Annotated in this window: 17 protein-coding genes; 6 read left to right on the forward strand and 11 right to left on the reverse strand. The window is 62.5% G+C overall.

The features are described 5' to 3' along the window. Positions 1-143 precede the first annotated feature (143 nt). From ACK56M_RS23480 to cmoB, 3 genes are all read left to right on the forward strand, one after another. Positions 144-536 (forward strand): protease inhibitor I42 family protein, encoded by a 393-nt coding sequence (locus ACK56M_RS23480; protein ID WP_015271588.1) that lies wholly within the window; start codon positions 144-146, stop codon positions 534-536. Positions 537-683: 147 nt separating this feature from the next. Next, complete coding sequence (cmoA, locus tag ACK56M_RS23485) at positions 684-1,427, forward strand: carboxy-S-adenosyl-L-methionine synthase CmoA (protein WP_015271589.1); 744 nt, start codon at positions 684-686, stop codon at positions 1,425-1,427. After that, a complete protein-coding gene (gene cmoB, locus ACK56M_RS23490; RefSeq protein WP_013973989.1) occupies positions 1,424-2,380 on the forward strand; it encodes a tRNA 5-methoxyuridine(34)/uridine 5-oxyacetic acid(34) synthase CmoB in 957 nt (318 codons plus the stop codon). The genes cmoA and cmoB overlap by 4 nt, the downstream gene beginning before the upstream one ends. Positions 2,381-2,449: 69 nt before the next feature. Here the strand turns inward: cmoB and ACK56M_RS23495 are convergent, their stop codons facing one another. After that, the gene (locus ACK56M_RS23495) at positions 2,450-2,653 is read right to left on the reverse strand and encodes a hypothetical protein (protein WP_015271591.1); all 204 of its coding nucleotides are present in this window, start codon (positions 2,651-2,653) and stop codon (positions 2,450-2,452) included. A 349-nt stretch (positions 2,654-3,002) separates the two neighbouring features. On the opposite strand from ACK56M_RS23495, the gene ACK56M_RS23500 reads away from it, so the two are divergent. Next, complete coding sequence (locus ACK56M_RS23500; protein ID WP_411959098.1) at positions 3,003-3,677, forward strand: heavy metal response regulator transcription factor; 675 nt, start codon at positions 3,003-3,005, stop codon at positions 3,675-3,677. After that, positions 3,674-5,056: a heavy metal sensor histidine kinase gene (locus ACK56M_RS23505; RefSeq protein ID WP_015271592.1), complete on the forward strand. Its 1,383-nt coding sequence runs from the start codon at positions 3,674-3,676 to the stop codon at positions 5,054-5,056. Before ACK56M_RS23500 ends, ACK56M_RS23505 begins: the two co-directional genes overlap by 4 nt. A 65-nt stretch (positions 5,057-5,121) precedes the next feature. Here ACK56M_RS23505 and pdxJ read toward each other — a convergent pair whose 3' ends face one another. The 6 genes from pdxJ to lepA all read right to left on the reverse strand — a co-directional run bounded on the left by pdxJ (position 5,122) and on the right by lepA (position 11,165). Next, positions 5,122-5,844 carry a pyridoxine 5'-phosphate synthase gene (gene pdxJ, locus ACK56M_RS23510; protein WP_153670549.1) on the reverse strand — a complete coding sequence of 241 codons (723 nt, stop codon included), beginning with the start codon at positions 5,842-5,844 and terminating at the stop codon, positions 5,122-5,124. Between the two features lie 61 nt (positions 5,845-5,905). Continuing rightward, positions 5,906-6,589: a DNA repair protein RecO gene (gene recO / locus ACK56M_RS23515; protein WP_015271594.1), complete on the reverse strand. Its 684-nt coding sequence runs from the start codon at positions 6,587-6,589 to the stop codon at positions 5,906-5,908. A gap of 170 nt (positions 6,590-6,759) precedes the next feature. Continuing rightward, entirely contained in the window at positions 6,760-7,662 is a 903-nt protein-coding gene (era, locus tag ACK56M_RS23520; RefSeq protein WP_015271595.1) for a GTPase Era, read from the reverse strand. Next, positions 7,655-8,344 carry a ribonuclease III gene (gene rnc / locus ACK56M_RS23525; protein ID WP_003258487.1) on the reverse strand — a complete coding sequence of 230 codons (690 nt, stop codon included), beginning with the start codon at positions 8,342-8,344 and terminating at the stop codon, positions 7,655-7,657. The genes era and rnc overlap by 8 nt, the downstream gene beginning before the upstream one ends. 161 nt (positions 8,345-8,505) lie before the next feature. Beyond that, positions 8,506-9,360, reverse strand: coding sequence for a signal peptidase I (gene lepB, locus ACK56M_RS23530; RefSeq protein WP_003258486.1), 855 nt, complete (start codon positions 9,358-9,360; stop codon positions 8,506-8,508). A 5-nt stretch (positions 9,361-9,365) separates the two neighbouring features. Next, on the reverse strand, positions 9,366-11,165 hold the full coding sequence (lepA, locus tag ACK56M_RS23535; RefSeq protein ID WP_013973995.1) for a translation elongation factor 4: 1,800 nt from the start codon (positions 11,163-11,165) through the stop codon (positions 9,366-9,368). A 202-nt stretch (positions 11,166-11,367) separates the two neighbouring features. On the opposite strand from lepA, the gene ACK56M_RS23540 reads away from it, so the two are divergent. Beyond that, positions 11,368-12,561 (forward strand): hypothetical protein, encoded by a 1,194-nt coding sequence (locus ACK56M_RS23540; RefSeq protein ID WP_137109105.1) that lies wholly within the window; start codon positions 11,368-11,370, stop codon positions 12,559-12,561. Positions 12,562-12,640: 79 nt separating this feature from the next. On the opposite strand, the gene ACK56M_RS23545 is transcribed toward ACK56M_RS23540, so the two are convergent. From ACK56M_RS23545 to rpoE, 4 genes are all read right to left on the reverse strand, one after another. Next, on the reverse strand, positions 12,641-14,041 hold the full coding sequence (locus tag ACK56M_RS23545) for a DegQ family serine endoprotease (RefSeq protein ID WP_370290353.1): 1,401 nt from the start codon (positions 14,039-14,041) through the stop codon (positions 12,641-12,643). Positions 14,042-14,263: 222 nt separating this feature from the next. Further along, positions 14,264-15,226: a MucB/RseB C-terminal domain-containing protein gene (locus ACK56M_RS23550; RefSeq protein ID WP_015271599.1), complete on the reverse strand. Its 963-nt coding sequence runs from the start codon at positions 15,224-15,226 to the stop codon at positions 14,264-14,266. Positions 15,227-15,238: 12 nt separating this feature from the next. Next, complete coding sequence (locus ACK56M_RS23555; protein ID WP_015271600.1) at positions 15,239-15,829, reverse strand: sigma-E factor negative regulatory protein; 591 nt, start codon at positions 15,827-15,829, stop codon at positions 15,239-15,241. 31 nt (positions 15,830-15,860) lie between these two features. Continuing rightward, a complete protein-coding gene (gene rpoE / locus ACK56M_RS23560; protein ID WP_003252049.1) occupies positions 15,861-16,442 on the reverse strand; it encodes an RNA polymerase sigma factor RpoE in 582 nt (193 codons plus the stop codon). Positions 16,443-16,605: the final 163 nt, after the last annotated feature.

A 16,605-nucleotide genomic window follows, 5' to 3' on the forward strand; every position in this document is an offset into this window, starting at 1 on the left:
ACCCGCTCCCACAGGGATAGCGCAGGGCTTGAGCTCAGTGAGATCCCCGTGGGCGGGTTTACCCGCGAAAGAGCCGGCACAGGCAACACAAATCTCCTCGATCATCGGTTATCCTCAGGCCATCGCCAGCCTCCGGAGCCAACATGACCGCCCCTCGTCTGCTCGTTCCCCTGAGCTTCGCCCTGATTTCCGCCTGCGCTCAACAGCCTACGCAACCCGTCGAACTGGACGCCGAAAGCGAATGCCCGACACGCCTGCAGGTTGGCCAGGTGCTGACACTGACCCTGCCCAGCAACCCATCCACCGGCTATCGCTGGCGCGTCGAAAAACCCGCCGCCAATGTACTGCGCAGCCTTGGCCCGGAGGTGTACAGCGCTCCCGAGGAGGAAGACCTGGTCGGCAATGCCGGTGTCTCCACCTGGCGCTACCAGGCCAGCGGTACCGGCGATGGCCAGTTGGTGCTTGTGTACCAGCAGCCGTGGGCCGCAGATATTGCGCCCGTACAAACCTTCGACTGCAAGATCATCGTCCGCTAAAGGCCGCAGCTCCGTCCCGGGCAACCTGAACGGCCACTTGTTAGGGGCAGAGGCCCCTCGGCGCCCCGCCCCTTGAGCGCCGCCATGGCAAGAATCGCGGCCTTTGGCTAAAATGCGTCTCCGTTTCACCCTGTATCGAGCCCTCCCGTGAGCAAACAACCCGACCGCCTTTTCGCCCAGCCCCTGGAGCAAGTGCCCGACTTCGCCTTCAACGAGGATGTGGTGCGCGTGTTCCCGGACATGATCAAGCGCTCGGTGCCAGGCTACCCGACCATCGTCGAGAACCTCGGCGTGCTGGCCGCGCGCTTCGCCCAGCCGCACACCGCGTTGTACGACCTCGGTGCCTCGTTGGGTGCCGTTACCCAGTCGCTGCGCCGCCATGTGCGCAGTGATGGCTGCCGGGTGATTGCCGTGGACAACTCCGCGGCGATGGTCGAGCGTTGCCGCCAATACCTCACTGCCCAGGACTCGATGTTCCAGGAACTGCTGCCGGTGCAGGTGCTGGAAGCCGACATCCTGGCCCTGCCATTCGAGCCCGCCTCGGTGGTGGCGATGAACTTCACCCTGCAATTCGTCGCCCCCGACCAGCGCCTGGAACTGCTTGGCCGCATCCGCCAGGCGCTTTTGCCCGGTGGTGCGCTGATCCTCTCGGAAAAACTGCGCTTCGCCGATGCGGAACAGCAGGACCTGCTCAATGAACTGCACCTGGACTTCAAACGTGCCAATGGCTACAGCGAACTGGAAATTGCCCAGAAGCGCAGCGCCATCGAGAACGTGATGAAGCCCGACACCCTCGAAGCCCACCAGGCGCGCCTGCGCGCAGCCGGTTTCTCGAAGGTGGTGCCCTGGTTCCAATGCCTTAACTTCGCCTCGTTGATTGCCCTGCCATGATCGATCTGTCCCCCCTAGTCCGCCGCCTGGCGGGCACGCCCCTGGCTTCCTGGTCGCAAGGCCTGCAAGCGCAACTGGAAGCCAAGCTGGAGAAGGGCCACGGTGACCTCGACCGCTGGCGCGGTGCGCTGGAAGCCCTGCCCGCCCTGCAGCCGAGCGAAGTCGACCTGGTCAACGGGCTGCGCCTGGACTGCGATTGCGACGACGCGACCCGCGCGCAGATGCATCAGGCACTAATGGGACTGTCGCCCTGGCGCAAAGGCCCCTTCGACCTGTTCGGCGTGCATGTGGACACCGAATGGCGTTCAGACTGGAAATGGTCGCGGGTTGGCCCGCACCTGGACCTCAAGGGCAAGCGCGTGCTCGACGTGGGCTGCGGCAACGGCTACTACCAGTGGCGCATGCTCGGTGCCGGTGCCGACATGGTGATTGGCGTCGATCCCAACTGGCTGTTCTTCTGCCAGTTCCAGGCCGTCCAGCAATACCTGCCAGAGCTGCCCGCCTGGCACCTGCCGTTCGCCCTGGAAGACCTGCCGGCCAACCTTGAAGGTTTCGACACGGTGTTTTCCATGGGGGTGTTCTATCACCGCCGCTCGCCCATCGAGCACCTGCTGGCGCTGAAGGACTGCCTGGTAAAAGGCGGGGAACTGGTGCTGGAAACCCTGGTGATCGAGGGTGACGAAAACCAGGTGCTGGTACCTGAGGACCGCTATGCACAGATGCGCAACGTCTGGTACCTGCCGTCGGTACCGGCCTTGGAGCGCTGGTTGCGCCGCGCCGGTTTCAGCGATGTGCGATGCGTCGACGTGAGCGTGACCAGCGTCGAGGAACAGCGCAGCACCGAGTGGATGCGCTACCAGTCGTTGGGCGACTTCCTTGACCCGAACGACCACAGCAAGACCATCGAAGGCCTGCCGGCTCCACGCCGCGCCACCCTGCTGGCACGCAAATGAAAAAGGCGCCCGGTTGGGCGCCTGAATACACCCGCGCCGAGGAGCTGTCGCGGCGCAGGTGTTGTTACCTCAATCCTTGGCCAACTCGCGGGCCTTCTCCTGTGCCTTGCGCTCACGCTCTGCGACGGCCTGTTGCTTGTCGCCGTACAGGCGCTGCTGGTCTTCGCGGAACGCTTGCCAGAATTGTTTCGAACGTTCCGCACCGCCCTCGGCGTGAACACTGGCGCTGCCCAGGGCAAGGGTGGCCAACAGCAGGAATTTGGTCAGGTTCATCGTGGTTGCCTCGTGATAGCCGATCAGATACGGCCATCCTAGCGAGGGCCAGCTAACGGCAAGGTGAGGCGGGGATTACAGTCTTGCAATGTGGCCTTGTTTTGCCTGTTCGGGCCCTATCGCCGGCAAGCCAGCTCCCACAGGATCACCACAGGTCTTGGAAACTGTGCAGTACCTGTGGGAGCTGGCTTGCCGGCGATAGGGCCCTAACAGACAGCCAGATAACGGCAGCATTACAAATCCGTTATCTGCGCCGCGCGCCCTTACTCATGCCGTAACATCCCGCTCCTTGACCCTGATGCCACTACAGGGTCGAGAATCGCCCCCTTTCATCACACCGAGCCCATCCATGCGTCTACTGATCATCGAGGACGAACTGCGCACCGCCGACTACCTGCAGCAGGGCCTGCGCGAGAACGGCTACGTGGTCGACTGCGCCCACACCGGCACCGATGGCCTGCACCTGGCCCGCCAGCAGCCCTACGACCTGGTCATTCTCGACGTCAACCTGCCCGAGCTCGATGGCTGGACCGTGCTGCAGCGGCTGCGCGCCGAATCGGCCACGCGCATCATGATGCTGACCGCCCATGGCCGCCTGGCCGACCGAGTCAAGGGCCTGGACCTGGGTGCCGACGATTACCTGCTCAAACCTTTCGAGTTCCCGGAACTGCTGGCCCGTATCCGCAGCCTGCTGCGCCGCAACGACCAGCAACTGCAGCCCAGCACCCTGCGCGTCGCCGATCTGGAGCTGGACCCCGGCCGCCACCGCGCCTACCGCGCCGGGCAGCGTATCGACCTGACCGCCAAGGAATTCGCCCTGCTGCACCTGCTGATGCGTCAGCCCGGCGAGGTGCTGTCGCGCACCCAGATCATCTCGCTGGTGTGGGACATGAATTTCGACTGCGACACCAATGTGGTCGAGGTTTCGATCCGGCGCCTGCGGGCCAAGATCGACGACCCGTTCGACAACAAGCTGATCCATACCCTGCGTGGCGTCGGCTACGTGCTCGAGGCACGCTTTTGAAAAACGCCAGTCTGTCACTGCGCCTGGGCCTGAGCGTGACGCTGATGGGCGCCGCACTGGTACTGCTGCTGGCCTGCCTGGCCGTGTTCGCCCTCGATCACGAACTGGACAGCCGCGCACGCAAGGACCTGGCGCGCAAGATGCTGCAGGTCGAGCACAACCTGCGCGTCGACCTGCGTAGCGAAGACCTGGGCAGCCGCGCCCATCCCTTGCTCGACCTGGTGATGGGGCACGATAACCTCAGCCTCAGCGTGCTGGCTCTCGAAGGCCGCCACCCGCACCTGCTCAGCCTCGGGCCGGCGCTGGAATCACAGGTAGGCGAGCTGCGCACCGATGCCCGTCTGGCCTTTCATGCGTGGCGCGACAGCAATGGCAACCAGATACTCACCGCGACCCGGCTGATGCGCCTGCGCGACGACACCCCGGTCAAGGTGATGATGTCGCTCAACCGCGCCGACGACAACGCCCTGCTGCAGGCCTATCTGCATTCCACCTTGCTCGCGCTGCCGTTGCTGCTGTTGCTGATCGGGGCCGGTGCCTGGTGGCTGATGCAGCGCGGCCTGAGGCCACTGCGGCACTTCCGGCGCATTGCCGGGCGGGTGTCGGCCCAGGACCTGCAACATCGCCTTCCCGCTACCGGCCTGCCGCTGGAGCTGGCAGAGCTGGCCAGCAGCATCAACGTGATGCTCGACCGCCTCGATCAGGGCGTCAGCCAGCTGTCGCAGTTTTCCGATGATCTGGCCCATGAACTGCGCACACCGTTGAGCAACCTGATGGGCAAGGCGCAAGTGACGCTGGCCCGCGAACGGGACAACGCGAATTACCGGGAAGTGCTGGAAGACAGCATCGAAGAACTGACCCGGCTCAACCGCATCATCAATGACATGCTGTTTCTCGCCCAGGTCAGCCAACCCCAGGCCCAGGTCGCGCTCAAGCCCATGGCATTGGCCGACGAGACGGCGCGGGTTGTCGAGCTGTTTGCGTTCAGTGCCGAGCTGAAAGGGGTTGAGTTGCGTGTGCAAGGCTGGGGGACGGCGCAGGGTGATCGGCTGATGTTTCAGCGGGCACTGTCGAACCTGTTGAGCAATGCCATTCGGCACTGTCCGGATGGCAAGCCTGTGGAACTGTGCATCGAGCGCGTGGGCAGCGAAGTCAGGCTTTCGGTGGAAAACCAGGGGCCTGGTATTGCTGAAAAGCACCAGTCGCGCTTGTTCGAGCGGTTTTACCGGGTGGGCTCGGGGCGCTCGCGGCTGGAGGGAGGGACCGGGTTGGGGCTGGCGATCGTGAAATCGATCATGCAGTTGCATGGTGGGCGGGTCGAGGTCAGCAGCAGGCCCTTGGGGCCGACCCGGTTTACCCTGGTATTTCCTGCCGAGTAATACATCGCTTGTGCCGGCCTCTTCGCGGGTTTACCCGCGAAGAGGCCGGTACAGGCGACCAGAGATTAGCGCGAAGCCGCCACGATCAGCGCCTTCATCTCGGCCACAGCGGCCTTGAAGCCGACGAACAGCGCATGCGCCACCAGCGCATGACCGATATTCAGCTCATTGATGCCCTTGATCGCCGCCACCGCCTCCACGTTGTGGTAGTGCAGCCCGTGGCCAGCATTGACGATCAACCCCTGCCCCACGCCAAACGCCACGCCATCGACGATACGCTTGAGCTCCTCGGCCACTTCGGTCGGGGTTTCGGCATCGGCGTAACGCCCGGTGTGCAGTTCGATGGCAGGCGCACCAACGCGACGCGACGCCTCGATCTGCCGCTCGTCGGCATCGATGAACAGCGACACTTCGGCACCGGTACGCGACAGCCGCTCAACCGCAGCCTTGATCCGTGCCTCCTGGCCCGCCACGTCAAGGCCGCCTTCGGTGGTCAGTTCCTGACGGGTTTCGGGTACCAGGCAGATGTGCGCCGGTCGGATCTTCTCGGCAAAGGCCATCATCTCTTCGGTGACGCCCATCTCGAAGTTCATGCGCGTCTGCAGCACGTCCTTCAGCAGCACCACATCACGCTCCTGGATGTGCCGACGGTCTTCACGCAGATGCACGGTGATGCCATCGGCGCCCGCTTCCTCGGCATCCAGGGCAGCCTTGACCGGATCGGGGTAACGCGTGCCCCGGGCCTGGCGCAGGGTCGCCACGTGGTCGATGTTTACGCCGAGAAGCATGCGGTTGCTGTGAGTCACGAAAGGCTCTCCTGAAGATTGAGCCCCACAGCATACGTCGTGATCAGCGCTTGCGAAACAGTTCCCGGCTGACCAGCGGTTTTGCCCCCAGATGAACCGCCAGTGCCTGGCGCATCAGGCGCTTGGCAGCGAGCAAGGCACCTGGCGCATCCCAGTCGGCTTCGGCCAGGGCCAGCAGTTCGGTGCCGCGGAACAGCCCGGGTTGCACCAGCTCGACCCGCTCCAGGCCGGCATCCACACGCAAGCGGTACAGGCCATCGACCGCGATCGCCTGGTCATTGACGTCGTGGTGCAACGAAAACGCGTAACCGAGCTCGTCCAGCAGCCGCCATTCGAAGGAGCGCAGCAGCGGCTCCAGCGGGCGACCGGCGGCCAAGGCCTGCAAGGTCAGGGTGTAGTGCTCGAACAGCGCCGGGAAAGGCGCTTCGGCGGGCAGCAGGCGCATGAGCAGTTCGTTGAGGTACAACCCGCTGAACAGGGCATCGCCATGCAGCCAGGCGGCGATGCCAGCGCTGTCCATGCGACCGACATTCTTCAGCTCGCCACGCCCGCGCAGCTCCAGTTCCAGCGGCACGAACGGCCGCACCAGGCTGCCACCCTTGCCACGCGCACGGCGCAGCACGGCACGCATGCGGCCCTGCGGGGTGAAGAAGTCCACCAGCGCGCTGGTTTCCTTGTAGGCACGACTGTGCAGCACGTAGGCTGGCTGGCCGACAGGTTGTTCCATGGAAGATCACTGGCTCCCTGTGGCTCGGTAAACTGCATATTGGGGCTGCTCTGCAGCCCATCGCCGGCAAGCCAGCTCCCACAGGTACGGCGCATGGCTTGAAGTCGATGCGATCGGGGTGGGAGCCGGCTTGCCGGCGATGGGCCGCACCGCGGCCCCAATAGTATTGCTTAGAGGTCGCCGTAGCCCAGCGAGCGGAGGGCGCGCTCGTCATCGGACCAGCCGCCTTTCACCTTGACCCACAGGTTGAGCATGACCTTGGAGTCGAACAGCACCTCCATGTCCTTGCGCGCCTCGGAGCCGATGCGCTTGATGCGCTCGCCCTTGTCGCCAATGATGATCTTCTTCTGGCCATCGCGCTCGACCAGGATCAGCGCGTGGATGTGCAGCACGTGGCCCTGCTGCTTGAATTCTTCAATTTCCACGGTGATCTGGTACGGCAATTCCGCACCCAGCTGGCGCATGATCTTTTCGCGCACCAGTTCGGCGGCCAGGAAGCGGCTGCTGCGGTCGGTGATCTGATCTTCGGGGAAGAAGTGCTCGTTCTCGGGCAGGTGCTTGGCGATCTGTGCTTCCAGCGCCTGCAGGTTGTGCCCCTGCTGCGCGGAAATAGGCATCACTTCGGCGTTCGGCAACTGCTCCTGGAGCCATTGCAGGTGCGGGATCAGTTCGGCCTTCTCTTCCATGCGGTCGGTCTTGTTGACCGCGATGATCAGTGGGCCCGTCACGTACTGCACGCGCTCCAGCACCAGTTGGTCCTCGTCGGTCCATTTGGTGCGGTCGACCACGAAGATCACCACGTCGACGTCCTTCAGGGCCGCCGAGGCATTGCGGTTCATGTAGCGGTTCAAGGCCTTGTCATTGGCCTTGTGCATACCGGGGGTATCGACGTAGATCGCCTGCACGTCACCCTCGGTCTTGATGCCGAGCATGTTGTGACGGGTGGTCTGCGGCTTGCGCGAGGTGATCGCCAGCTTCTGGCCGAGGATGTGGTTGAGCAGGGTCGACTTGCCCACGTTCGGGCGGCCGACAATGGCCACGTAGCCGCAGCGGGTCGGGTTGCTATCAGTCATTGCCATTCTCCACGCCCAGGGCGATCAGTGCAGACGCGGCGGCGACTTGCTCGGCGATACGCCGGCTAACGCCCTGGCCACGGCTCTTGTTGTTCAGCAGCACCACTTCGCATTCGACGAAGAAGGTCCGGCAGTGCGGTTCGCCCTGGATATCCACCACTTCGTAACGCGGCAGCTCACAGCTGCGCGACTGCAGGAACTCCTGCAGGCGGGTTTTCGGGTCCTTGTTGGTATCAACCAGGGTCAGGCCTTCGAATTCATCGGCCAGCCAGGCCAGCACGCGCTCCCGGGCCGTTTCCATGTCGGCGTCCAGGTAGATGGCGCCAATCAGCGCCTCCAGGGCGTCGGCCAGGATCGACTCGCGGCGGAAGCCACCGCTCTTGAGCTCCCCCGAGCCCAGGCGCAGGTGATCGCCCAGGTCGAAACCACGGGCCAGGCGGGCCAGGGTCTCACCCTTGACCAGGCGCGCGCGCAAGCGCGACAGCTGGCCTTCGCGGGCCTGCGGGAAGCGCTCGAACAGCGCTTCGCCGGCGACGAAGTTGAGAATGGCGTCACCGAGAAACTCCAGGCGCTCATTGTTGCGCCCGGCGTAGCTGCGATGGGTCAGTGCCAGGAGCATCTGGTCCTGGTTCTTGAAGGTATAACCGAGCTTTCGCTCCAGACGGGCAAGGGGAGCACTCATGCAGCCACCCGTTCGTTGTTCAACGCGTTGTTCAAATCAACATCCTGAAAGACTGTTTGGCTGTGGCCCGCCGCGATGTGCGACGAATCTCCCGATCCCTGAGAACACAGCCTATGTCAGAAATGCATTCGGCGCTGCCTGCAGGCCAGCGCCGATGGGTATCAATGGATCAGACCGACCCGCGACAGGTTGGGCAGGTGGCTGAGCTTGGGCTCTGGCCAGCTCATCCACACCGCGAAGGCCTTGCCGACGATGTTCCGGTCGGGAACCATGCCGTGCAGTTCCTTCGGGATGTTCGGGTCATCCCAGTAACGGCTGTCGTTGGAGTTGTCGCGGTTGTCGCCCATCATGAAGTAATGGCCTGCTGGCACGGTCCATTGCTGGTCCGGCGGCATGCGATAACGGCTCATTTCCTTGCGAATCAGGTGTTCGGCCTCGCCGAGCTTTTCCTTGTACAGCTCGGCGCTGCCCAAAGTGCCCGGCTCGGTGCCCACCAGTTGCTCGGCAATCGGCTGGCCGTTGACGAACAACCGCTTGTCGCTGGTGTAGCGCACCTGGTCGCCCGGCAGGCCGACCACACGCTTGATGTAGTTGACGTTCGGGTCGCTAGGGTAGCGGAACACCATCACATCACCGCGTTGCGGGTCACCCACCTCGATGACCTTCTTGTCGATCACCGGCAGGCGAATGCCGTACGAGAACTTGTTCACCAGGATGAAGTCGCCCACTTCCAGGGTCGGTTTCATCGACCCCGAAGGGATCTGGAACGGCTCGACCAGGAACGAACGCAGCACCAGCACGATGAACAGCACCGGGAAGAACGACTTGCCGTACTCGACCAGCAACGGCTCTTTGCCCAGGCGCTCGACCACCGCCATCTCGGGCTGGCTGACGCTGCCCTGGTAGTTGGCGATTGCCGCACGCCGGCGCGGGGCCAGGAACAGCAGGTCGATCAAGCCCAGCAGGCCGCAGACGAAGACGGCGATGACTAGCAACAGCGGGAAATTTAGCGACATAGGACCTAGCTATCCAACCTGAGCACGGCGAGGAAGGCTTCCTGTGGAATTTCCACGTTACCCACCTGTTTCATGCGTTTCTTACCGGCCTTCTGCTTCTCCAGCAGCTTCTTCTTACGGCTGACGTCGCCACCGTAGCACTTGGCCAGTACGTTCTTTCTGAGCGCCTTGACGGTTGTCCGCGCAATGATCTGGCCGCCGATAGCTGCCTGGATCGCCACGTCGAACATCTGCCGAGGGATCAGTTCCTTCATCTTTTCGGTCAACGCACGGCCCTTGTAGGCCGCGTTGTCGCGGTGCACGATCAATGCCAGGGCATCGACCTTGTCGCCGTTGATCAGTACGTCCAGCTTGACCAGATTGGCCGACTGGTAGCGATCGAAATGATAGTCCAGCGAAGCATAGCCGCGGCTGGTGGACTTGAGGCGGTCGAAGAAGTCCAGCACCACTTCGTTCATCGGCAGGTCGTAGCGCACCTGCACCTGGCTACCGAGGAACTGCATGTCGCGCTGCACGCCACGCTTCTCGATGCACAGGGTGATGACGTTGCCCAGGTGCTCCTGCGGCACCAGGATGGTGGCGGTGACGATCGGCTCGCGGAAATCGGCGACAGCCGAGACGTCTGGCAGCTTCGACGGGTTGTCGACGGTGATGGTCTCGCCGGTTTTCAGTTCCAGCTCATAGATCACGCTTGGCGCGGTGGTGATCAGGTCCAGGTCGTATTCGCGCTCCAGGCGCTCCTGGATGATCTCCATGTGCAGCATGCCGAGGAAGCCGCAACGGAAGCCGAAGCCAAGGGCGTCGGAGCTTTCCGGCATGTATTGCAGCGACGAGTCGTTCAGGGTCAGCTTCTGCAGCGCATCGCGGAAGTCCTCGAAGTCGTCGGAGCTGACCGGGAACAGGCCGGCGTAGACCTGCGGCTGAATCTTCTTGAAGCCTGGCAGCACTTCGACCTCAGGGGTCGCGGACAGGGTCAGGGTGTCACCGACCGGGGCACCGTGGATGTCCTTGATGCTGGCGATGATGAAGCCCACTTCGCCGGCCTTCAGGTCGGCGGTCTGGGTGTGCTTCGGGGTAAATACGCCCACGCTGTCGACCAGGTGCACCTTGCCGGTGGACTTGACCAGGATCTTGTCGCCTTTCTTGACGCGACCGTGTCGCACGCGCACCAGCGAGACCACACCCAGGTAGTTGTCGAACCAGGAGTCGATGATCAGCGCCTGCAGCGGCGCCTCGATATCGCCTTCCGGCGCGGGAATGGTCTGCACCAGGCGCTCGAGCACCTCGTCCACGCCCATGCCACTCTTGGCACTGCAGGCCACGGCGTCGGTGGCGTCGATGCCGATGATCTTCTCGATCTCGTCCTTGACGCGATCCGGATCGGCCTGGGGCAGGTCCATCTTGTTCAGTACCGGCATGACCTCAAGGCCCTGCTCGATGGCGGTATAGCAGTTAGCCACGGACTGGGCCTCGACGCCCTGGCCGGCATCCACCACCAGCAGCGCGCCCTCACAGGCCGCCAGCGAACGCGAGACTTCGTAGGTGAAGTCGACGTGGCCAGGAGTATCGATGAAGTTCAGCTGGTAGACCTTGCCGTCCTGCGCCTTGTAGTTGAGCGTGACGCTGTGGGCCTTGATGGTGATACCGCGCTCACGCTCCAGGTCCATGGAATCGAGCACCTGGGCTTCCATCTCGCGTGCCGACAGGCCACCGCACATCTGGATGAAACGGTCGGCCAGCGTCGACTTGCCATGGTCGATGTGGGCGATGATGGAGAAATTGCGGATATGACTCAAATCACTCACGGGTCAACACTCGAAAAGGCTGCGAGCCGGACGCCCGCCGAAAAATAGCCGGGAATTGTACCTTAAGCCGCAGCAGGCCGCCACGCCATCCGGCCGTTGGTGAACACGGTTGCCTGACAGAGGTGCTACCTGACATTTCTGCCAGTACTCACCGCATCGGGAGTCGACCATCCTTGCAAATCTCTCGACCAAGGTGACCAGCATGCCCGAACAACACATGACACCGGGGGATTACGACCCTGCATTTGGAATGAATGGCAGGGCCGAGCTCCCTTCGTTCCATGGCGCTTCAATAGGCCGAAACCTGACTGGCATGGCGCTACAAGGGAGCAGCCTGCTTGTCAGCGCGCTTGCCTTTGACTCCTCCGGGGGGCGTCATTTTGCCCTGACCCGCTTTACCGCAAACGGTTCAGTTGACAACGACTTTGCACAGGGCGGCGTAATAGTTGGCCGTTACGTGCTTGACGAGCATGCATCGACTGAAGCGCTAACGGTACTGGCTGACCAACGCTTCACAGTGCTGGGATGGAGTGCCCCTACCTCGAACCTGCTGGCAAAGCCCAGGCTCACCTGTTACGACCGCGATGGCCGAGGAGGTGAACACCAGCTCCTGAGCGTGCCGCCGGATATGGGCATGGTGATTGGTAGCGGTCGCCTTACAAGCGATGGGCCATACCTCATGGTTTCCCTGAACCTCCAAAAGGCTCAAGGCGCGCGTTCCACGATGGCCAGGGTGTACCTGCGGGAACACTCCGGCCAGCCAGCAGCAGGGCTTCAGGAATTCATCGATATTCTACCGGACGCAGGCCAAATTGCTGTCGCCGGAATCGTTCAGTTGCCTGACGGGTTCGTGGTCAGCGGAACCCGCTCGCAGCAGGGGCAGCCCGCAGAAAGCTTTCTCGCTCGCTACCGCCACGACGGCGAACTGGATTCAGCCTTCGGTGAAGGCGGCACAGTGTATTTCCGGGCTGCGGGTTTCACTACCGAACTCAACGCGCTGCTAGCCAGGCCGGAAGGACAGCTGCTGGTCGCCGGTAAAGCGACAACCGGAGACAATTCATCACAAGCATTGCTCTGGCAGTTCGATGCCAGTGGCGCGAAGGACCCGACATTTAACGGCGGTGCACCGATACTGGACGACTCAGGTCTGACAGATTGGTGTGCAGTGGCCATCGATGAGCAACATCGGCTGTTTGCGTTCGGCCTGGGCAGGAGCCTGGAAAACCGTCGCTTTCTTGCGGATGGCTCCATTGATACATCCTTCCGACCGATCAATGATCTCGTCGGCATACCCGATGCCATGACTTGCCTGGATAACGGGCAGCGCACTGTGATCGGTTTCAACTCAACCGCAGTTGCTGGATACCTCGGCACGTTGATGTCCATTTTCAACTGAGCCCCCCCTGAATGACAAAGCCCGGCGCTCACGCACCGGGCTTGTCAAGCCGGACAATGCCTGCGAAGGCAACTACACCTTATTCAGCCAGCTTGAAAGTAATGAAGCTTGCACGGCCCTGACGCAGTACGCGCATCGACACCGAACGGTTCTTCGGCAGTTCCTTGGCGATTTCGGTGAATTCCTTGGCCGAACCGATAGCCTGGTTGTTCAGGTGACTGATCACATCACCCGGACGCAGGCCGATCATCGCGGCCGGGCCATCCTGAACTTCCTTGATGACCACACCACCCTTGAGTTCGAGGGCTTTCTTCTGTTCGGCGGTCAGGTCGGCAACCGAGACGCCAAGGCGGTTGCTGCTACGCTCGGCGCTGCCTTCGGCGCCGGTACCGATGTCGGCATCTTCGTCGGGCAGTGCGCCAACGCTGATGTCGAGGTTCTGGCGCTTGCCGTTGCGGATGATCTCCAGTTTGGCCTTTTCGCCATCCTTGAGGCTGCCGACCAGATGCGGCAGGTCGGCCGACATGATGATCGGCTGGCCGTTCATGCTCAGGATCACGTCACCCACCTGCAGGCCGCCCTTGGCTGCAGGGCCGTTTTCCAGCACCTGTGCCACCAGGGCACCGGCCGGCTTGTCCAGGCCGAACGATTCAGCCAGGTCCTTGTTGACCTCCTGGATCACCACGCCCAGCCAGCCGCGGCTGACCTTGCCGTCTTTCTTCAGCTGGTTGGAGACATCGATCGCCACATCGATCGGGATGGCGAACGACAGGCCCATGAAACCGCCGGAACGGGTGAAGATCTGCGAGTTGATACCCACCACTTCGCCATTCATGTTGAACAGCGGGCCGCCGGAGTTGCCCGGATTGATGGCAACGTCCGTCTGGATGAACGGTACGTAGGTGTCGTTGGGCAGGGTGCGACCCTTGGCGCTGACGATACCTTTGGTCACCGAATGGTCGAAGCCGAACGGCGAACCGATGGCCAGTACCCACTCGCCCACCTTGAGCTTCTCGGAATCACCCAGTTTGACGGTCGGCAGGTTCTTGCCCTCGACCTTGAGCAGGGCCACGTCGGTGCGCGGGTCGGTGCCGACCAGTTTGGCCTGCAGCTCGCTGCGGTCCGACAGGCGGACGATGATCTCGTCGGCATCGGCTACCACGTGGTTGTTGGTCAGTACATAGCCATCACTGGAAATGATGAAGCCCGAACCCAGCGACTGGGCCTCGCGCTGGCGGTCGCCACGCGGTGAGCGCGGTTGCTGCGGCATGTTGCGCTCGAAGAACTCGCGGAACATCGGCGGCAGGCCTTCCAGGTCGGGCATCTGCCCGGCGGCCATGCGGCGGTCCGGCAGTTTCTGCTTGGTACTGATGTTGACCACGGCTGGCGAGGCCTGCTCGACCAGGGTAGTGAAGTCCGGCAGGGCTTCCTCGGCCTGGGCGCTGAGCACCTGGCCGAGCATCAGCACGGCGGCGAACATCGATAGGTAGGATTTCAAGCGTGGTATTGACATACGGCTCCCGTCACAACGAGCGGTAGTTTAGAAAGGCCCCTGCACAAAACAGGAAAGGCCAGACTCCTAGAAGCCTGACCTATAGAAAATTTGCCGATGGATTGCAAATGACAATGCTTTAATTTCATTTCAGCGGCATGTCCGCACGCCTTGGCATGGCCTGCACGCCATGCCCGCAAATGCACGCCATCACTGGCGCGCCTGGCCATCCTGGGGGCGCATCGACAGCGCCACACGCTCTGCGGTACCCAGCGGAATCTCGCCGACCACAGTGACCATGACCTTGCCTTTGGGCGTGTTCAGCCGACGCGAGACCGCCGAGGTCGGGCCAAGCTGGGTGCGCATGTCGGTCCCGCCCTCATCCTTTACCGGCTCGAGGAACACCGAGAAGCGCGCCAGGCCATCGTCATACATCAGGCTGCTGACCGTGCTGTCATTCTTGGGGTCGCGGCGTACCGAGCTGTTGACCAGCTCGAAGCCGGGCGGCAGCCAGTCCGAACGCCAGCCGGCGACCGTGTCATTGGCGGCAGCAGCCACATGCTGCACCGGCTTGCATGCAGCACTGGCGCGCAGGTCATCATCGCTGGGTGCGTCAGTATCGAGACGGGTCATCTGGAAGCGCTCCAGCAACTGCCCCTTGTCGTTGATCATCAACGAGCGCAGCGGCAGGCCAGTAGTGCGGTCCAGGTGCAATTCGAAGGCATAGCGGTGCTGGTCGCGCGGGGTGAGCGTCACGATCACGGCATCGCGTCCGGCGACCCGCGACCTGCCCGCCACGCTCAAGTCATACCAGCCCATCAGTTTCAGCGGATCAAGTACACGCTGCGTAGTGTTCGGGGGCGTCGTCACTCCACTGACCAAGGCCCCGCTGACGCACTCCACCTTGCCATCCACGCGCACGATCTCCTGAGCGGCACCATCGAGCTGCAACAGCCGCTCGCTGACCTTGCCGTCGTCGACCCTGTGCCAGATCTCGTGGGAAGAGAAACTGCCGTTCCGTTCGTAGACAAAAGAGCCTTGGTAGCTCTGCTTTTGCTCGGCCTGTGCCAGCTTGCTCAGCCACTCGCTCGCCTCGGGCGAAGAATTGGCCGCCAATGCTGGCACCGTCACGCAGCTGCCAATCAGCAGCGACAGGAGAGGTAGCGCGCGCATGATCCTCCTTACTTAACGGTTTTCCAGGCTGGCGGCGCGGGCATACGGCAATGCGGTTTCAGTGCCCTTGAGCGCAGATTCCTGGGCATGCTGGCGCAGGTAGCCTGGCAGACGCTGATCCCAGCCGGCCTGGTTCTGCAGCACGCCGTTGGCCATCGGCCCGGTCGGTTGCTCACTGCTCTCACTATAGCCTGCCAAAACGGCAGGGCCTTGTGCTTGTGGCACACTCAGGCCTTGCTGGGCAGGTTGCTGGGCAGCAAGCTCGGCGCCAGTGATCTCGTCCTGGTTGTACATGCGCACACCGGCCAGCACCGCTACGGTGACCGAAGCAGCTACCGCCAGGCGGCCAATGCTGCGCCATGGCCCTTTCTTGACCTTGGCCGGCACGGCTTCGTCAGCCAGCGCTGCAGACACCGCCGAGGCGATATCCAGGTTAGGCAGCAGCAGCTCCTTGTGCATGGCTGCGCGGGCTACCTGGTAACGCGACCAGGTGGCACGGGTTTCAGCATCGTCTACGGCGTTCAACACACGACGCAGTTCAAGCTCGTCCGCTTCGTTATCCATCACCGCGGACAGCGATTCCTGCAAAGCTTCACGACTCATGGCGGTTCCTCTCTTGGCTGTCGCCGCTGTCTCAGGTTTCCTGCAGCAAAGGTTGCAGGGCTTTGTCTATTGCCTCCCGAGCGCGGAAGATTCGAGAGCGCACGGTACCCACCGGACATTGCATGACACTGGCAATGTCTTCGTAACTCAGCCCGTCGAACTCGCGCAGGGTCAGCGCCGTGCGCAGGTCTTCAGGCAGTTGCTGGATGGTGCGATGGACAGTGCCTTCGATTTCATCCCGCAACAACGAGCGCTCTGGGGACTCGAGATCCTTGAGACCATGATCGCCGTCGTAAAACTCCGCATCCTCGGAGCTCACATCACTGTCTGGCGGCCGTCTTCCACGGGACACCAGGTAGTTCTTCGCCGTGTTGATGGCGATGCGGTACAGCCACGTATAGAACGCACTGTCTCCGCGGAAGTTGCCAAGCGCACGGTAGGCCTTGATGAAGGCTTCCTGTGCTACATCCTGGGCCTCGTGGGTGTCGTGAACGAACCGCACGATCAACCCGAGAATCTTGTGCTGATACTTCAGCACCAACAGATCGAACGCTCGCCTGTCACCACGCTGAACGCGCTCGACAAGCTGCTGATCCTCTTCCTGGGTTAGCATGAACACTCCTCAGTGAACTCGAAGGAGCGTTGCATCAGCCATCGTTCAGGCTTGCAACCATAGACTCGGGCTTTGCGCAAAAGTTCTCCCCTCCAAGCAAGTTTCCTGCAGCCCTTGGTCGGCTTGCACGAAAGACGCGGCACGGTCACGGCCGGCTACGTCG

The sequence above is a fragment of the Pseudomonas sp. s4 genome (assembly GCF_046764235.1).
GTDB lineage: Bacteria > Pseudomonadota > Gammaproteobacteria > Pseudomonadales > Pseudomonadaceae > Aquipseudomonas > Aquipseudomonas asiatica.

Bases quoted from the DNA above. Each gene is read 5' to 3' on its own strand.
- recO (WP_015271594.1), bottom strand. From the start codon at position 6,589: ATGGAACAACCTGTCGGCCAGCCAGCCTACGTGCTGCACAGTCGTGCC.
- ACK56M_RS23495 (WP_015271591.1), bottom strand. From the start codon at position 2,653: ATGAACCTGACCAAATTCCTGCTGTTGGCCACCCTTGCCCTGGGCAGC.
- rnc (WP_003258487.1), bottom strand. From the start codon at position 8,344: ATGAGTGCTCCCCTTGCCCGTCTGGAGCGAAAGCTCGGTTATACCTTC.
- ACK56M_RS23540 (WP_137109105.1), top strand. From the start codon at position 11,368: ATGCCCGAACAACACATGACACCGGGGGATTACGACCCTGCATTTGGA.
- era (WP_015271595.1), bottom strand. From the start codon at position 7,662: ATGACTGATAGCAACCCGACCCGCTGCGGCTACGTGGCCATTGTCGGC.
- cmoB (WP_013973989.1), top strand. From the start codon at position 1,424: ATGATCGATCTGTCCCCCCTAGTCCGCCGCCTGGCGGGCACGCCCCTG.
- rpoE (WP_003252049.1), bottom strand. From the start codon at position 16,442: ATGCTAACCCAGGAAGAGGATCAGCAGCTTGTCGAGCGCGTTCAGCGT.
- ACK56M_RS23500 (WP_411959098.1), top strand. From the start codon at position 3,003: ATGCGTCTACTGATCATCGAGGACGAACTGCGCACCGCCGACTACCTG.
- ACK56M_RS23545 (WP_370290353.1), bottom strand. From the start codon at position 14,041: ATGTTCGCCGCCGTGCTGATGCTCGGCCAGGTGCTCAGCGCCCAGGCC.
- pdxJ (WP_153670549.1), bottom strand. From the start codon at position 5,844: ATGCTTCTCGGCGTAAACATCGACCACGTGGCGACCCTGCGCCAGGCC.
- lepB (WP_003258486.1), bottom strand. From the start codon at position 9,360: ATGTCGCTAAATTTCCCGCTGTTGCTAGTCATCGCCGTCTTCGTCTGC.
- ACK56M_RS23480 (WP_015271588.1), top strand. From the start codon at position 144: ATGACCGCCCCTCGTCTGCTCGTTCCCCTGAGCTTCGCCCTGATTTCC.
- ACK56M_RS23550 (WP_015271599.1), bottom strand. From the start codon at position 15,226: ATGCGCGCGCTACCTCTCCTGTCGCTGCTGATTGGCAGCTGCGTGACG.
- ACK56M_RS23555 (WP_015271600.1), bottom strand. From the start codon at position 15,829: ATGAGTCGTGAAGCTTTGCAGGAATCGCTGTCCGCGGTGATGGATAAC.